Here is a 16,771-nt window from a genome sequence, read left to right as displayed (position 1 = left end):
AAAGGCGACGGATATGGGCCACACCTGTCTGCCCGACGAACTGAGGACGTTGTTCCTCTTCGAGAAGCTGTCCGACGACCAGCTGCAGACGCTGTGCGACAACGGCCACATCGCGACCTTCGAGCCCGGCCCCGTTGTGGTCGAAGGCGACCCGGCCACCTGCTTCTACGTGCTGCTGGACGGCGAACTGGTGATGTCCAAGCGGTCCGGTGGGGTGGACATCGAGACCAACCGCACCTCTCAGCGCGGTGTCTACTGCGGCGCGTGGTCGGCCTACATCCCCGACGAGGAGCAGCTCTACCAGGCCTCGGTGCGGGTCACCACACCGTCGCGGTTCTTCGTGCTCGACGCCGAGGCCTTCGCGCGGTTCATGCACGACGAGTTCCCGATGGCCGTCCATCTGCTCGAGGGCCACATGGTCGGCGGCCGGCGGCAGAGCCAGATCATCGGCCAGCGGCAGAAGCTACTGGCGCTGGGCACCATCACCGCCGGCCTGACCCACCAGCTCAACAACCCGGCGGCGGCGACCGCGCGTGCCGTCGCCGATCTGCGCGAGGGCGTCGGCAAGATGCGGCACAAGCTGGCCATGCTCGCCGACGGTAAATTCACTCCCGAGGCGCTGCGCGCCCTGGTCAGCATTCAGGACGAGGTAGCCGAGCAGGTGGCCAAATCCAAGGTCCAGCAGCTGACCGCGCTGGAGACCACCGACCGCGAAGATCAGGTCGGCGACTGGCTCGAAGAGCACGGCATCGCCAGCGCCTGGGACTACGCACCCACCTTCGTCGAAGCCGGCCTGGACGTCGAATGGCTGGAGCGAATCGAAGCGTCCATCGATTCGGTGGACTGCTCGGCGACACTGCAGAGCGCCATCGGCTGGCTGAAGTACACCATCGACACCGAACTGCGGATGAACGAGATCGCCGATGCCAGCGAGCGGATCTCGGGCCTGTTGGCCGGGGCCAAGAAGTACTCCCAGATGGACCGGGCCGAATACCAGGTCGCCAACGTCCACGAGTTGCTGCACAGCACGCTCAAGACGCTCTTCGGCGACAAGGTCGGCCCCGACAAGCCCATCAAGCTGGTCAAGGACTGGGACAAGTCGCTGCCCGAAATCGGTTGCTACCCAGGCGGTTTGAACGAGGTCTGGGACGTCGTGATCAACAACGCGATCCAGGCGATGCGCGGGCGCGGCACGCTGACGATCCGGACCGCGCGCCAGGGCGACGACATGATCCGGGTCGACATCAGCGATGACGGCCCCGGTATCCCCGAGGAGATCATCGACCGGATCTTCACGGCGTTCTTCACCACCAAGCCGTTCGGCGAGGGTGACGGTCTCGGATTGGACCTGGCGCGCCGCATCGTCGTCGAAAAGCACCAGGGCGACATCCAGGTCACGTCCGAGCCCGGCAACACCTGCTTCACCATTCTGCTGCCTCTGGTCGCGCCAGCGCCCCTGGCCACGACACCGGTGGAACTGCCCGCGCCGGAATAGTTGGCGACCGAAGTGAGGTTGGACGAGCAATGAGCGACACCAAACCTGACTTGGGCCGCTTCGGCTCGTTCAGCCGCGGCGTCACGCCGCAGCAAGCCAAGGAGATCGAAGCGCTCGGCTATGGAGCGGTGTGGGTGGGCGGCTCGCCGCCGGCCGAATTGGATTGGGTGGAGCCGATCCTGGAGCAGACCACCACGCTCAAGGTGGCCACCGGGATCGTCAACATCTGGACCGCCGCGGCCGGCCCGGTCGCCGAGTCGTTCCACCGCATCGAGGCCGCCTACCCCGGCCGGTTCATCCTGGGCATCGGCGTCGGCCACCCCGAAGCACATCAGCAGTACCAGAAGCCGATCGACGCGCTCACCACGTATCTGGACAAGCTCGACGAATACGGGGTACCCAAGGGCAGCCGCGTCGTCGCCGCACTCGGACCGAAGGTTCTGACGCTTTCGGCGCGGCGCAGCGCCGGTGCGCATCCCTACCTGACCACGCCCGAGCACACCGCGCAGGCACGCGCCCTGATCGGACCGGAGGCTTTCCTGGCACCTGAGCACAAGGCCGTCCTGACCACCGACCCGGAGCAGGCGCGGGCCGTCGGCCGCAAGGCCCTCGACATCTACCTCAATCTGCAGAACTACCTCAACAGCTGGAAGCGGTTGGGCTTCACCGACGCCGACGTCGCCCGCCCGGGCAGCGACAGGCTGGTCGATGCCGTCGTCGCCTACGGCACGCGGGAGGCCATCGCCGCACGCCTGACCGAGCACCTGGACGCCGGCGCCGACCATGTGCCGGTGCAGGTCTTGACCTCACCCGACAAACTCGTCCCGGCGCTGGCCGAACTGGCCGGACCGCTCGGCCTGTAATCCGAAGGAGAAACGTCGTGACCGACCCCACCCTGCTCAAGCCCGACCTCGGCCGATTCGGGGTGTGGACCGCCGGTGCGCCGCATCTCGAGCAGGCCGGTGAGATCGAACGACTGGGCTACGGCGCGGTCTGGGTCGGCGGCTCGCCGCCGGCCGGACTGGATTTCGTCGAACCGATCCTGGCGGCCACCGAGAACCTGTCCGTGGCCACCGGCATCGTCAACATCTGGAGCGCCCCTGCCGACGAGGTGGCCGCGTCGTATCACCGCATCGAAGCGGCCTACCCGGGGCGGTTCCTCCTCGGCGTGGGCGTGGGCCACCCCGAACACACCCAGGAGTACCAGAAGCCCTTCTCGGCGCTGGTGGACTACCTCGACGCGCTGGACGCCCAGCAGGTGCCCACCAGCCGACGCGTGATCGCCGCGCTGGGCCCCAAGGTATTGCAGCTGGCGGCCGAACGCAGCGCCGGCGCCCATCCCTATCTCACCACCCCGGAACACACCGCCCAGGCCCGCGATCTGGTGGGCGGCTCGGTGTTCCTGGCTCCCGAGCACAAGGTGGTGCTGTCCACCGACGCCGAAGCCGCCCGCGCACTCGGCCGCGACAGCGTCGGCTTCTATCTGGACCTGAGCAACTACGTCAACAACTGGAAGCGGCTGGGCTTCACCGACACCGACGTCACCAAGCCGGGCAGCGACAAACTGATCGACGCGGTGGTGGCCCACGGCACGGCCGAAGCGGTGGCCGCGCGCCTGACCGAGCACCTCGACTCCGGTGCCGACCATGTGGCGATCCAGGTCCTGGGCGGTCCGGACACGCTCATCCCGACGCTGACCGCACTGGCCGGCCCGCTGGGGTTGACCGACTGAGCAGCCCGCTGATGGGCAGTGGCCGCCGGTTAGGGTGAGCCGATGCGACTGTTGGTCACCGGCGGGGCCGGGTTCATCGGCGCCAATTTCGTGCACAGCACTGTGCGGGAGCGCCCCGGCACCTCGATCACCGTCATCGACGCACTCACCTACGCCGGAAGCCGGGAATCGCTGGCCGGCGTGCAGGACCAGATCCGGCTCGTCGAAGGCGATCTGACCGACGAGGTGCTGGTGGAGCGGCTCGTCGGCGAGTCCGACGCAGTGGTTCACTTCGCCGCCGAAACCCACGTGGACAACTCGCTGGCCGATCCGTCGATCTTCTTGCGCAGCAACGTCGTCGGCACCTTCTCCGTCCTGGAAGCGGTGCGCAGGCATGGCGTTCGGCTGCACCATGTGTCCACCGACGAGGTCTACGGTGACCTGCCGCTGGGCAGCGACCTGCGCTTCACGGCGTCGACGCCGTACAACCCGTCGAGCCCGTACTCGGCGACGAAGGCCTCGGCTGATCTGTTGGTCCGGGCCTGGGTGCGCTCTTACGGTGTGCGCGCGACGATCTCGAACTGCTCCAACAACTATGGGCCGTATCAGCACATCGAGAAGTTCATTCCGCGCCAGATCACCAACATCCTGACCGGGCGCCGACCCAAGCTGTACGGCGCGGGCACGAATGTCCGGGACTGGATCCACGTGGCGGACCACAACACCGGGGTGTGGCGGATTCTCGAGGAGGGCCGGATCGGTCGGACCTATCTGATCGGGGCCGACGGCGAACGCGACAATCTGTCGGTGCTGCGGTTGATCCTGCACCTGATGGACCGCGACCCCGACGACTTCGACCACGTCACCGACCGGGTCGGCCACGACCTTCGCTACGCCATCGACTCCAGCGCGCTGCGCGCCGAACTCGGCTGGACACCCGAGCGCACCGATTTCGCCGACGGGCTCTCGAACACGATCGCCTGGTACCGCGACAACCAGTGGTGGTGGGGTCCGCTGAAAGAACAGGTCGAGGCGACCTACGCCAAACGCGGCCACTGACAGTCGCTTTCGAGGAGCCCGCATATCGGCCCTTGCGATAGCTCGGCCCACGTTACTAGGATGTCCTAGTATTCACCCGCCAGGCCATGCGAGGGACAGTTATGAGCACAACCATCCAGCACTTCATCGACGGCAAGCGCAGCAATCTCAGCAGCACGCGCACCGCTGATGTCCTGAACCCCAGCACCGGCGAAGTACAGGCCCAGGTGCTGCTGGCCAGCGAGGCCGACGTGGCCACCGCAGTCGCCTCGGCCGTGGAAGCCCAGAAGGAATGGGCCGCCTGGAACCCGCAGCGCCGCGCCCGGGTCTTGATGAAGTTCATCGAGCTGGTCAACGCCAACGCCAATGAACTGGCCGAGCTCCTCAGCATCGAACACGGCAAGACCGTCGCGGACTCCCTCGGTGACATCCAGCGCGGCATCGAGGTCATCGAGTTCGCCATCGGCATTCCGCACCTGCTCAAGGGCGAGTTCACCGAGGGTGCCGGCGGCGGCATCGACGTCTACTCGATCCGCCAGCCGCTGGGCGTGGTCGCCGGCATCACCCCGTTCAACTTCCCCGCGATGATCCCGCTGTGGAAGGCCGGCCCGGCCCTGGCATGCGGCAACGCGTTCATCCTCAAGCCCTCCGAGCGGGACCCCTCGGTGCCGGTGCGGCTGGCCGAACTCTTCCTCGAAGCCGGCCTGCCCGCGGGTGTGTTCCAGGTGGTCCAGGGCGACAAGGAAGCTGTCGACGCGATCCTGACCCACCCCGATGTCAAGGCCGTCGGCTTCGTCGGCAGCTCCGACATCGCGCAATACATCTACTCCACCGCGGCTGCCAACGGGAAGCGTTCACAGTGCTTCGGCGGCGCCAAGAACCACATGATCATCATGCCCGACGCCGACCTCGACCAGGCCGTCGACGCCCTGATCGGTGCCGGCTACGGCAGCGCCGGTGAGCGCTGCATGGCGATCAGCGTCGCCGTGCCGGTCGGCGAAGAAACCGCAAACCGGTTGCGCGCCAGGCTCGTCGAGCGGATCAACGGCCTGCGCGTCGGCCACAGCCTGGACCCGAAGGCCGACTACGGCCCGCTGGTCACCGGCGCCGCCCTCAAGCGGGTGCGGGACTACATCGACGCCGGCGTGGCCGCCGGTGCCGAGATCGTGGTCGACGGCCGGGAGAAGGGCGCCGATGATCTGACCTTCGGCGACGCCAACCTGGAGGGCGGATACTTCATCGGCCCCACCCTGTTCGATCACGTCAGCACCGACATGTCGATCTACACCGACGAGATCTTCGGACCGGTGCTGTGCATCGTGCGGGCGCACGACTACGAAGAGGCCCTTCGCCTTCCGACCGAGCACGAATACGGCAACGGCGTGGCGATCTTCACCCGCGACGGTGACGCCGCCCGCGACTTCGTCTCCCGTGTCCAGGTGGGCATGGTCGGCGTCAACGTGCCGATCCCGGTCCCGGTGTCCTACCACACCTTTGGTGGCTGGAAGCGTTCCGGCTTCGGTGATCTCAACCAGCACGGCCCGCACTCGATCCTGTTCTACACCAAGACCAAGACCGTCACCGAGCGCTGGCCCTCGGGGATCAAGGATGGCGCCGAGTTCGTCATCCCCACCATGGACTAGAGGGGCCATGAGCCTCTTCACCCTCGATGACGACGAGCGCGTGATCGCCGAGACGGCGGCCGCGTTCGCCGCCAAACGTCTTGCGCCCCATGCCCTGGAGTGGGACCACTCCAAGCAGTTCCCGGTCGAGGTCCTGCGTGCGGCCGCCGCACTGGGGATGGGGGCGATCTACTGCGGCGAGGACGTCGGCGGTAGCGGTCTGCGCCGTATCGACGCGGTGCGGATCTTCGAGGAACTCTCCGCCGCCGATCCGGCCCTGGCCGCGTTCATCTCGATCCACAACATGTGCGCCTGGATGATCGACACCTACGGGACCGCCGAGCAGCGCCGCTCGTGGATCCCGCGACTGGCGTCCATGGAGACGATCGCCAGCTACTGCCTCACCGAACCCGGAGCCGGTTCGGATGCAGCGGCATTGCGCACCCGGGCCGTCCGGGACGGCGACGAGTACGTGCTCGACGGCGTCAAACAGTTCATCTCCGGTGCCGGCGCCTCCGACGTCTACCTCATCATGGCGCGCACCGGGGCGGACGGACCACGCGGAATCTCGGCCTTCATCGTCGAAAAGGGCACTCCCGGGCTCAGTTTCGGCCCCAACGAAGAGAAGATGGGCTGGAACGTCCAGCCCACCGCTCAGGTGATCCTGGAAGGCGCCCGGGTTCCCGCATCGGCGATGCTCGGCGGCCCTGACGGAGAAGGCAGCGGATTCGGCATCGCGATGAACGGCCTCAACGGCGGTCGGCTCAACATCGCCGCCTGCTCGCTGGGCGGTGCGCAGGCGGCCTACGACAAGACGGTGTCCTACCTGGCGGATCGGGAAGCCTTCGGCGCTGCACTGCTCGACGAGCCGACGATCCGGTTCACCCTCGCCGATATGGCCACCGCGCTGGAAACCTCACGGCTGATGCTGTGGCGTGCGGCGGTCGCCCTGGACGGCGGCGAGCCGGACAAGGTGCAACTGTGCGCGATGGCCAAGCGCTACGTCACCGATTCCTGCTATGACGTGGCCGACCAGGCGCTGCAGTTGCACGGCGGCTACGGCTATCTGCGGGAATACGGGCTGGAGAAGATCGTTCGCGATCTGCGCGTGCACCGAATCCTGGAGGGCACCAACGAAATCATGCGTGTGGTCATCGGGCGCGCGGAAGCCGCCCGGGTGCGCGCGACGGCTTAGGACACTGAGGCACGAGGGCAAAGGAGCCGGCACATGACGACGATCGCATTCCTGGGGCTGGGCCACATGGGTGGCCCGATGGCGGCCAATCTGGTCAACGCCGGCTACACCGTGCGCGGCTTCGACCCGGTGCCCGCGCTGCGCGCCACCGCCGAAGAGAAGGGGGCGACGGTGTTCGAGACCGGTGCCGCGGCGGTGAGCGGAGCCGACGTCGTCATCACCTCACTGCCCAACGGCACGGTCGTGAAAGCCTGCTACGCCGAAGCACTTCCGGCCGCAACGCCCGGCACGCTGTTCATCGACACCTCCACCATCTCCGTCGACGACGCCCGCGAGGTCAACGCCCAAGCGACGGCGGCCGGAATGGCCCAGCTCGACGCGCCGGTGTCCGGCGGCATCAAAGGCGCGACCGCAGGCACCCTGGCCTTCATGGTCGGTGGTGACGGCACCGCACTCGAGACGGCCAGACCGGTGCTGGACCCGATGGCCAGCAAGGTGATTCACTGCGGGGCATCCGGCGCGGGACAGGCCGCCAAACTGTGCAACAACATGGTGCTGGCGGTGCAACAGATTGCCATCGGCGAGGCGTTCGTGCTGGCCGAGAAGTTGGGCCTGCCCGCACAGTCGCTGTTCGACGTCATCACCGGAGCCACCGGAAACTGCTGGGCTGTGCACACCAATTGCCCTGTGCCCGGACCGGTTCCGGCCTCACCGGCCAACAATGACTTCAAGCCTGGCTTTGCCACCGCCCTGATGAACAAGGATCTGGGTTTGGCGATGGATGCCGTGTCCTCGACGGGTGCATCGGCACCGCTGGGCACTCACGCCGCCGAGATCTACCGGCAGTTCGCCAAGGACCACGCCGACCTGGACTTCAGCGCGATCATCCAAACCCTGCGCTGAGCGCCGATCACCCCTGCTCAGGGTGGGCGATGACCATCACGACATGGGCGGCCTCGTGCTCAACCAACCGCCATCGATGCCGTAGCGAGGCCGGGTGGGTGAGAAAGTCACCACTGTGCAGACGCACGCTGGGGTGACCTTCGACGTCAACCTCGAGTAGGCCGCTGACGAGATAGAGGCCGAGTTCGCCGGGTGAGGAGAACCACTCCTCGACATACTGACCCGGCTCGATCCGGTATTCGATGACCTCGAGCGGATTTTCCGGCTGCATCAGAATGGCGCGCCCCACCGCAGCATCCGCACGGTTCGCCACCGGGATCGTCCGGCCCTCGTCAGCGCGGACGACAGTCACCCGGGTGGGCATCAGGGCCGGCAACAACGCGCCCGGGAGGATGTCGAGAGCCTCGGCCAATCGGTAGATGGTCACCATCGAGGGCGCGCTGACGCCCCTCTCGATCTGACTGAGGAACGGCTGGCTGACCCCGGCGCGGCGGGCGAGCTCACGCATCGATAAGCCCGACTTCTCACGCATGGTCCGGACGGTCTCGCCGATCAGGACGTTCACCGTGCGGTCGTCATCGTCCATGCAGTAACACCCCAGTAACCCAATCTGAACGCTGAGGACATTCAGAAAGCCCAAAGTGATTGTTCACAGCTATCGCATTGCCGCGGATGGCCGCCCTCCTCACTACACCGCATCCCAGGGAGAACTCAATTATGACTGCAGATGCCACCGTCGCCCTGTCCGGGCAGCAGCCACCACCGATAACCACCGCCAGTCAACCGCTGATCGAGAAGCACGGCATCGACCTCATCGACCACGATGAACGGCACGGGACGGCACGACAGATCGGCATGATGTGGAGCGGTCTGGTGCTCAACGTGCAGGTCGTCGTCTACGGCGCGCTGTTGGTGGTGTTCGGGCTCAACTGGTGGCAGTGCGTCCTGGCGATCCTGCTGGGCAACCTGACCTGGGTGCTGACCGGCCTGTGCAGCCTGGCCGGACCCGCCGCGGGCACCACGACCTTCACCATCAACCGGGCGGCCTTCGGCCATCACGGTAATCGGCTGCTGGCCCTGTTCAACTGGGTCATGCAGATCGGCTATGAAGTCCTCGACCTCGCCCTGATGTCGCTGGCCGCCATCGCCCTGTTCGGCCTCGCCGGTGTCACACTGGGCACCCCGGGCACGGTCACGGTGGTTCTGGCGCTGGCCGTCGCGCAGAGCCTGCTGCCGATCCTCGGCCACCGGGCCATCACGAAAGTGCTTCGCAGCCTGATCATCCCGTTCACCGCACTGTTCCTGGTACTGGCCTGGTTGACCGCCAGCCGGCTGGAGATCACCACCGTCGCCCCCGGCAGCCTCGCGGTCTTCCTCGGCGGGGTCGCGTTGGCAGCCAGCGGGTCCGGGCTGGGCTGGTGCCCCAACGCCGCCGACTACTCGCGCTACCTACCCCCGACCGTCTCCAAGAAGGCACTCGTGGGTTGGGTGTTCGTCGGTGGCGCACTGCCACAGAGCGTGCTGATGCTGCTCGGCGTGGCCGTCGCCATGGTGATCCCCGCCGCCACCGACCCGATCGGCGGGCTCACCACCGGATACCCGGCCTGGTTCGTGGTGCCCTACCTGATCTTCCTCATCATCCAGATGATCACGGTGAACGCCGTCGACCTGTACTCCTCCGGAGTCACCCTGCAGGCCATGGGAATTCGCATCGGCCGATGGCAGGCGGTCGCCGTGGACGGCGTGATCTGCGCCGCGGTCGGACTCCTGGTCGTCCTGTCCGGGTCGTTCAACGCCTTCCTCGGTAATTTCCTGTTGTTCATGATCGTCTGGTTTGCACCCTGGGCCGGCATCTTCATCGTCGACTACCTGCTGCGCCGCGGCAGCTACGAGCCACGGCTCCTCACTGGCGGCGGACCCGGATTCGGCTACCGCGGCCTGGCCGCCCAGGCCGCCGGCATGATCGCCGCGCTGCTCTGGCTGAACACCACCCCGTTCGTCGGGCCACTGGCTGCCGCCACCGGTGGCCTGGACCTGAGCGCACCAGCCGGCCTGATCGTCGGTGCGATCACCTACTACCTGCTGTCCCGCCGTATCACCCTGAGCGCCAAGGAGATCTAACAGATGATTCCCCTCATCGACATTCGCCCGTGCCGGACCGGCTCGGACACCGGCATCACCACAACGGCCCGGGCAGTCGACGACGCCCTGCGCACATCGGGTTTCATGATGCTGACCGGGCACCCAGTGAGCGCCAACCTCGCTGCTGACATCCGCGCCGCGGCACGACGGTTCTTCGCCCTGCCGGCCGAGACCAAGACGCGCTACGCGGCACCCGTCTATGGCCGCGGATGGGTAGGCCAAGGCAGGGAGACCAATAGCTTCTACGGTGAGTCCACCGACAACACCCCCGCCGATCTGAAAGAGAGCTTCACCCTCGGGCGCCCGCTTCGGACCGGCAACAAGACCGTCGACCGCGAGTGGTTCGCCGAGAACGTCTGGCCGGCCGAAGTCCCTGAGCTGCAACCACTATGCGAGCGGTACGCAGCCGACATGCACGCCCTCTACTTGGACCTGCTGCGCATCTGTGCCGCCGCGCTCGGATTGCCCACCGATTGGTTCGTGACCCGCTCCCTGAACTCACCGCACACCTTCAACATCAACCGTTACCCGCCGCTGACCGCGACCGGAGTGCCAGCACCCGGCCAGTACCGGATCGCCCCGCACACCGACTGGGGCATGCTCACACTGCTGGACCGCCAGCCCGGCTACGGTGGACTGGAAGTGCAGCTGCCCGACGACACCTGGGAGCCGGCGCCCTACCTCGACGGTGCGCTGACCATCAACATCGGTGACCTGTTAGCCCGCTGGACCGGTGACCGTTGGCGATCCACCCGGCATCGGGTGCTCCCACCAAGCGACACCGCACCCGACGAAGACCTGGTGTCGCTGATCATGTTCTGCGAGACCGACGTCGACACCATCGTCGAGCCCATCCCAGGCATCGGTCACGCCGACTACCCGCCGGTGCGCTCCGGGGACTATCTACTGGAACGCGGCGCCGCCGCCACCGTCGCCTGAACCGAAGGAGGACACCAACCATGGCGAGTGCCAGGACCACGGACGGACAGCTCCACATCCCCTCCATCGACATCACCGCCTACCGAGACGGCGATGCCACCGAACGCGACCGGGACACCGTCGCCGCCCAGATCGACCAAGCGGCAAGGACGGTCGGCTTCATGCAGATCATCGGGCACGGCATCAGCGCAGGAACACTGGCCGCCTTCACCGCCGCCACCGACGCGTTCTTCGCCCTCGACGCCGCCACCAAGATGACCTACCGCTGCCCGCCCGCGGTGAATCGGGGCTACAGCCCGCCCAAATCCGAGGCACTGGCCACCAGCCTTGGCCTGATCACCCCGGCCGACCTCTTCGAGTCGTTCAACGTCGGCAGCCAAGCCGGTGACTTCACCGATATCACCCTGCCGCAGGAGGATTACCCGGACAACATCTGGCCCGCCGAGGTGCCTGGCTTCGCCGGCGCCGTGCAAGCCTGGTTCGAGGCCGCCGGCGGTGTGGCACGGACACTGGTCCGGGCGTTCGGGCGCGCCCTCGGTGTCGGAGACGACGGCCTGAGCAGATTCACCACCCACTCCATCGACACCCTGCGGATGGTCAACTACCGGTTGCCCGCCGCCGACATGACGGTCGAACCCGACCAGCTCGGCATGGGCGCGCACACCGACTACGGCATCGTCACCGTGCTGTGGGCCGACCAGGCGCCTGGCCTGGAAGTCCTTGGCAGCGAAGGATTCTGGCACCCGGTTCAGCCGGCTCCGGGGGCGCTGCTGGTGAACCTCGGTGACGCCCTGGCGCGGTGGACCAACGACCAGTGGATCTCCACCATGCACCGCGTCGCCGCGCCGATCGTTGGTGGTGTGCTGGTGCCGCGCCGCTCGGCGGCGTTCTTCCACGACGGAAACGTCGACGCCGTCATCGCCCCACTGCCGACGTGCGTCGAGGCCACCTCACCTGCCCTCTACGAACCGGTGACCGTGGGAGAACACCTGCGCGCCAAACTCGCCGGCTCGCGCAGCCAGATCCCGGTCGCCGATGCGCAACGGGAAGCTGCCCGCCTGGCCAGCCGCTGACGAGCAGACGCAAAATCGCACGAATTCAGCCGAATTCATGCGATTTTTCGTCTGCTCACGCCGCGCGGCGAGCTCAGAAGTCGCCGGCGTGGTGGCGCAGGGTCTCGATCGAACCCACCAGCGCCCGGGCCTGTGTCGGCGACATCCCGATGTCGGCGAACACCTGCTGGTTGAGCGTGGCGGTGGCGTCCTCGACCGTCGAGCGGCCAAGGTCGGTGATCTGCACCAGCGTGGTGCGTCCGTCGGTCGGATGCGGCACCCGCATGACCAAACCGTCGGACTCGAGCCGGCGGATGGCATGGGTCACGCTGGTGACGTGCACCTGCAGCCGGTCAGAGGCCTTGGTGATGGGCAGCGCACCGGTGCGGCTGAAGGCCAGCAGCCGCAATAACTCGAACCGCGAGAAGCTGAGGTCGTAGGGGCGCAACGCGGTCTCCACCCGGGCCAGCAGGATCTGGTGAGCGCGCATCACCGAGGTGACGGCGACCATCCCCTCGGCCACATCACCCCAGCCGGCGCGCTCCCAGTTGGCGCGCGCCGCAGCAATGGGATCTCGCTTCTCAGGTGCCGGCATCCGCCCATAGTGCCCTACACCCGCGGCTCACAGGCTGTGCTGTAGCAGCACGTCGCCGGTGTCCGCCGACACCACCTGCACGGCGGCGATATCGCCGATGGCCATCGAGGTACTGCCGGACGGCGAGGCAGTGGCCCCCTGCTGCGCCATCCAGGTCGCCAGTTGTACCCGCGAACCGTCCCGGCCGATCGCGTACATGGCCAGCTTGTCGCCGCCGGAGCCGTCATGGGAGGCCGACTCCTCGCGATAGGTGCACGTCATCTCCACGTGAGTGCCCCATCCCTCGCTGCGCAGCACCACGGTGGCATCGAATTCCGAGGGCGTTGCGGCCGGCGTCATGTTCAGCGCGACGACGCCGACCCGCGCGTCCTTCGGGGAACCCCCGAGCTGCGCGGGTGCGATCGTCAGGATCACCCCGACCAGCAGCACCGCCGCGGCGGCAGCGCTCACCGACCAGGTCAACCAGCGGGTGCGACGACGGCGCCGATGGACTTCGGCCAGCACCTCGTCGAGCAATTCCGCCCGGATCGGCGGCGGCTCCAGAGCGCCCTCGTCGATCGCGGCGACGTCCTGCGGTCCGATCATCGCCAGCAGCGCGGGCATCCCGCTGAGCTCGGCCACCGCCGAACGGCACGGCGAGCACTGCGCCAGGTGGGCTTCGTATTCGCGGCGCTCAGTACTGGACAACGAGCCGAGGACGTAGGCGGCGTCCCACATCTCGTAGGGGTCGGCGCCGGTCATCTCGTCACCCCCATCTCCTGAAGTGTGAGCCTTAGCGCGCGCACCGCGTAATGCAGCCGCGACTTCACCGTCCCCTCGGCGATCTGCAGATCCGCGGCAATCTGCGCGGTGCTCCAGCCCAGATAGTAGGACCGCCGGATCACGGCACGGTGATCGGCAGAGAGCTGAGCCAGGGCGTCGCCCAGCAGCAGCCGGTCCAGCGCCACGTTGACCTCATCGGGCCCCGGCCGGTCGGGTGCACCGGGGGTGTCCAGCGAGTCCGTTTCCTTGCGGAAGCGGGCACTGCGGCGCTCATCGATGATCATGTTGCGTGCCACGGTGAACAGCCAGGCCCGCGCGGAGCGCTCGGCGTCCTCGGTCACCTCCGGATGCTGCCAGGCCCGCAGCAGGGTCTCCTGAACCACATCTTCGGCGCGAACCGGATCACCGGTGAGCCGCACCGCATAGCGCCACAGCGCAGCGGCGTGGTCACGATAGAGCACCCGCATCAACCCGGCCTCCGGATCGTCCATAGGAAAGACACCTCCGGAAGGAGACACGAGACCGGCCAACGCCTGGTTCAAGTGTGCGCCGGAGGCGCGAGATACCGGATGCGGCCCGGCGAAATCAGGCGGTGAGGATGCGCGGACCGTCTTCGGTGACGGCCACCGTGTGCTCCCAGTGTGCCGCCCGGGTGCCGTCCGAGGTGACGACGGTCCACTCGTCGGCCAGCACCCTGGTCTTGACGGTGCCCAGAGTCAGCATGGGCTCGATCGCCAGCACGGACCCGACCACCAGGTGCGGGCCGCGACCGGGTTGGCCCTCATTGGGCAGGAACGGGTCCATGTGCATCTGCCTGCCGATGCCGTGCCCGCCGTAGCCCTCGACGATGCCGAAGCGACGCCCATAGGTGCGCTCGGCGGCGCGGGTGCCCATCTCAATGGCGTGCGAGACGTCGGTGAGGCGGTTGCCGGGAATCATCGCGGCGATACCTGCCTCCATCGACTCCCGGGTGGCCGCCGACAGCGCCTCGTCCATCGGGGTCAGGGCCCCGATGCCGAACGTGATCGCCGAGTCGCCGTGCCAGCCGTCGAGGATCGCGCCGCAGTCGATGGACACCAGGTCCCCCGACGCCAGCTTCTCCTCAGCCGTCGGGATGCCGTGCACCACGCGGTCGTTGACCGACGAACAGATGCTCGCCGGGTAACCGTGGTAGCCCAGGAACGACGGAATGCCACCGGCCTCGCGGATCACCGTCTCCGCGGCGTCGTCGAGATCCTTGGTGGACAGACCGACCGCGGCTGCCTCCCGGACCGCCCGCAACGCGGCGGCCACCACCGCGCCGGCGGCGGCCATCGCGTCCAGCTCGCCGGCCGTGCGGGCCGGCACGGTCTTGCGATTACGCAGTCCGGGCAGCGAGACCATCAGGGTTCAGCGACCCAGTGCCTGCAGGGCCCGGGCGAAGACCTCGTCGAGAGAGCCGACCGCGTCGACGGTCTTGAGCTCGCCGGCGTAGTAGTCCAGCAGCGGGGCGGTCTCGTCGCGGTAGACCTTGAACCGGTTGCGAATGACATCTTCGGTGTCGTCGGCGCGGCCGCGGCCCTTGAGCCGCTCGACCAGCTCGTCCTCGGGAACCCGGAACTCGACGACGGCGTCCAGCCCGAGGTTGCGCTTGGCGAGCATCTGCTTGAGCGCCTCGGCCTGCTCGACCGAGCGCGGGAAGCCGTCGAGGATGAAGCCGCCGGTGACGTCGGCATCATCGAGCCGGTCGTCGACCAGGGCGTTGGTGAGGGCGGCAGGCACCAGGTCACCGGCGTCGAGGTACTTCTTGGCCTCCAGCCCCAGCTCGGTGCCGGTGCTGATGTTGTGCCGGAACAGATCGCCGGTCGAGATCTGCGGGATTCCCAGCTTCTCCGCCAGCTTGACCGCCTGCGTTCCTTTGCCCGCGCCGGGCGGTCCAAGCAAAACGATTCTCACTTCAGGAACCCTTCGTAGTTGCGCTGCATGAGCTGGCTCTCGATCTGTTTGACGGTATCCAGACCGACGCCAATCATGATCAGAACCGCTGTGCCGCCGAACGGCAAGTTCTGGACGCCTCCGCTGTTGCCCATCTGCAGGAACACGTTGGGCAGAACCGCGATCACACCCAGGTAGATCGACCCGGGAAGGGTAATACGGTTCAGCACGTAGCGCAGGTAGTCGGCGGTGGGCTTACCCGGGCGGATGCCGGGAATGAAGCCACCGAACTTCTTCATCTCGTCAGCCCGCTCGTCGGGGTTGAACGTGATCGAGACGTAGAAGTAGGTGAAGAAGATGATCAGACCGAAATAGATGCCGATGTAGACCGGGTCGGCCGGGTTGGTCAGGTAGTTCGCGACGAAGCGGTCCCACCAGTTGTTGCTCGGCGTCTTGCGCCCGCTCTGGATCAGCTGGGTGATCAGGTGCGGGATGTAGATCAGCGACGAGGCGAAGATGACCGGGATGACGCCGGCCTGGTTGACCTTCAGCGGCAGGTAGGTCGAGGTGCCGCCGTACATCTTGCGGCCGACCATGCGCTTGGCGTACTGCACCGGGATGCGGCGCTGGCCCTGCTCGACGAACACGACGCCGACGATGATCAGCAGCGCGGCCGCGCAGACCGCGGTGAACACCAGGCCGCCGCGGCTGTCCAGGATGCTCTTGCCTTCGGCCGGGATGCGGGCGGCGATACCGGCGAAGATCAGCAGCGACATACCGTTGCCGACGCCCCGCTCGGTGACCAGCTCGCCCATCCACATCACCAGGGCGGCGCCCGCAGTCATCACCAGGACGATGATGATCAGGGCGAAGATGCTCTGATCGGCGATGATGTCCAGGGTGCAGCCCTGCAGCAGGCCGCCGTTGGCGGCCAGCGCCACGATGCTGGTGGCCTGCAGGATGGCCAGCGCGATCGCGAGATAACGCGTGTACTGCGTCATCTTGGCCTGGCCGGCCTGGCCTTCTTTTCGCAGCTGCTCGAAGCGCGGGATGACCACCGTCAGCAGCTGCACGATGATGCTCGCGGTGATGTAGGGCATGACGCCCACCGCGAACACCGTGAGCTGCAGCAGCGCACCACCGGAGAACAGGTTGATCAGCGAGTAGATCTGCGCGCCACTTCCGCCGCTGACCTGCTCGATGCACTGGTGGACGTTCTTGTAGTTGACGCCCGGGGACGGCAGGGAGGCACCGACCCGGTACAGGATCACGATGCCCAGGGTGAACAGGATCTTTCGCCTCAGGTCGACTGTCCGCAGCGATGAGATGAAAGCCGAGAGCACTCTTCCTCCTGGGCAGCCGGACGGCATGTCACGGCGTGCCATTGGGGCTGGTCTGGCCAG

17 protein-coding genes are annotated in these 16,771 nt (G+C 67.1%); 10 read left to right on the top strand and 7 right to left on the bottom strand.

Annotated features, from left to right (window positions below):
* Positions 1–13 precede the first annotated feature (13 nt).
* The 7 genes from G6N35_RS24935 (at position 14) to mmsB (ending at position 7,964) form a co-directional block, all read left to right on the top strand.
* Complete coding sequence (locus G6N35_RS24935; protein ID WP_163807050.1) at positions 14–1,495, top strand: ATP-binding protein; 1,482 nt, start codon at positions 14–16, stop codon at positions 1,493–1,495.
* Positions 1,496–1,524: 29 nt separating this feature from the next.
* Positions 1,525–2,358: an LLM class F420-dependent oxidoreductase gene (locus G6N35_RS24930; RefSeq protein ID WP_163807049.1), complete on the top strand. Its 834-nt coding sequence runs from the start codon at positions 1,525–1,527 to the stop codon at positions 2,356–2,358.
* Positions 2,359–2,375: 17 nt separating this feature from the next.
* Complete coding sequence (locus tag G6N35_RS24925) at positions 2,376–3,227, top strand: LLM class F420-dependent oxidoreductase (RefSeq protein WP_163807048.1); 852 nt, start codon at positions 2,376–2,378, stop codon at positions 3,225–3,227.
* A gap of 42 nt (positions 3,228–3,269) precedes the next feature.
* A complete protein-coding gene (rfbB, locus tag G6N35_RS24920) occupies positions 3,270–4,265 on the top strand; it encodes a dTDP-glucose 4,6-dehydratase (RefSeq protein WP_163807047.1) in 996 nt (331 codons plus the stop codon).
* A 101-nt stretch (positions 4,266–4,366) separates the two neighbouring features.
* Positions 4,367–5,887 carry a CoA-acylating methylmalonate-semialdehyde dehydrogenase gene (locus tag G6N35_RS24915; RefSeq protein ID WP_163807046.1) on the top strand — a complete coding sequence of 507 codons (1,521 nt, stop codon included), beginning with the start codon at positions 4,367–4,369 and terminating at the stop codon, positions 5,885–5,887.
* 7 nt (positions 5,888–5,894) lie between these two features.
* Positions 5,895–7,061: an acyl-CoA dehydrogenase family protein gene (locus tag G6N35_RS24910; RefSeq protein ID WP_163807045.1), complete on the top strand. Its 1,167-nt coding sequence runs from the start codon at positions 5,895–5,897 to the stop codon at positions 7,059–7,061.
* A 33-nt stretch (positions 7,062–7,094) separates the two neighbouring features.
* Complete coding sequence (mmsB, locus tag G6N35_RS24905) at positions 7,095–7,964, top strand: 3-hydroxyisobutyrate dehydrogenase (RefSeq protein WP_163807044.1); 870 nt, start codon at positions 7,095–7,097, stop codon at positions 7,962–7,964.
* Between the two features lie 7 nt (positions 7,965–7,971).
* Here the strand turns inward: mmsB and G6N35_RS24900 are convergent, their stop codons facing one another.
* Positions 7,972–8,550, bottom strand: a complete 579-nt coding sequence (locus G6N35_RS24900; protein ID WP_163807043.1) for a type II toxin-antitoxin system RelB family anti-toxin — start codon at positions 8,548–8,550, stop codon at positions 7,972–7,974.
* Between the two features lie 131 nt (positions 8,551–8,681).
* Here G6N35_RS24900 and G6N35_RS24895 point away from each other — a divergent pair, with 131 nt between their 5' ends.
* The 3 genes from G6N35_RS24895 to G6N35_RS24885 are packed head-to-tail and all read left to right on the top strand — an operon-like array spanning position 8,682 to position 12,118.
* Positions 8,682–10,085, top strand: a complete 1,404-nt coding sequence (locus G6N35_RS24895; protein WP_163807042.1) for a purine-cytosine permease family protein — start codon at positions 8,682–8,684, stop codon at positions 10,083–10,085.
* A gap of 3 nt (positions 10,086–10,088) precedes the next feature.
* Positions 10,089–11,045 (top strand): isopenicillin N synthase family dioxygenase, encoded by a 957-nt coding sequence (locus tag G6N35_RS24890; RefSeq protein WP_163807041.1) that lies wholly within the window; start codon positions 10,089–10,091, stop codon positions 11,043–11,045.
* A gap of 20 nt (positions 11,046–11,065) precedes the next feature.
* On the top strand, positions 11,066–12,118 hold the full coding sequence (locus tag G6N35_RS24885; protein WP_163807040.1) for an isopenicillin N synthase family dioxygenase: 1,053 nt from the start codon (positions 11,066–11,068) through the stop codon (positions 12,116–12,118).
* Positions 12,119–12,191: 73 nt separating this feature from the next.
* Here G6N35_RS24885 and G6N35_RS24880 read toward each other — a convergent pair whose 3' ends face one another.
* From G6N35_RS24880 to secY, 6 genes are all read right to left on the bottom strand, one after another.
* On the bottom strand, positions 12,192–12,692 hold the full coding sequence (locus G6N35_RS24880; RefSeq protein WP_163807039.1) for a MarR family transcriptional regulator: 501 nt from the start codon (positions 12,690–12,692) through the stop codon (positions 12,192–12,194).
* Positions 12,693–12,719: 27 nt separating this feature from the next.
* The gene (locus G6N35_RS24875; protein WP_163807038.1) at positions 12,720–13,433 is read right to left on the bottom strand and encodes an anti-sigma factor family protein; all 714 of its coding nucleotides are present in this window, start codon (positions 13,431–13,433) and stop codon (positions 12,720–12,722) included.
* A complete protein-coding gene (locus G6N35_RS24870) occupies positions 13,430–13,945 on the bottom strand; it encodes a sigma-70 family RNA polymerase sigma factor (protein WP_163807037.1) in 516 nt (171 codons plus the stop codon). The genes G6N35_RS24875 and G6N35_RS24870 overlap by 4 nt, the downstream gene beginning before the upstream one ends.
* Positions 13,946–14,039: 94 nt before the next feature.
* Positions 14,040–14,837 carry a type I methionyl aminopeptidase gene (gene map / locus G6N35_RS24865; RefSeq protein WP_163807036.1) on the bottom strand — a complete coding sequence of 266 codons (798 nt, stop codon included), beginning with the start codon at positions 14,835–14,837 and terminating at the stop codon, positions 14,040–14,042.
* A gap of 6 nt (positions 14,838–14,843) precedes the next feature.
* Positions 14,844–15,389, bottom strand: coding sequence for an adenylate kinase (locus G6N35_RS24860; protein WP_163807035.1), 546 nt, complete (start codon positions 15,387–15,389; stop codon positions 14,844–14,846).
* A complete protein-coding gene (secY, locus tag G6N35_RS24855; protein ID WP_163807034.1) occupies positions 15,386–16,711 on the bottom strand; it encodes a preprotein translocase subunit SecY in 1,326 nt (441 codons plus the stop codon). Before secY ends, G6N35_RS24860 begins: the two co-directional genes overlap by 4 nt.
* Between the last annotated feature and the right edge of the window lie 60 nt (positions 16,712–16,771).

It is taken from the genome of Mycolicibacterium anyangense (assembly GCF_010731855.1).
GTDB classification, from domain to species: Bacteria; Actinomycetota; Actinomycetes; order Mycobacteriales; family Mycobacteriaceae; genus Mycobacterium; species Mycobacterium anyangense.
This window is presented reverse-complemented; position numbering and strand designations above follow the sequence as displayed.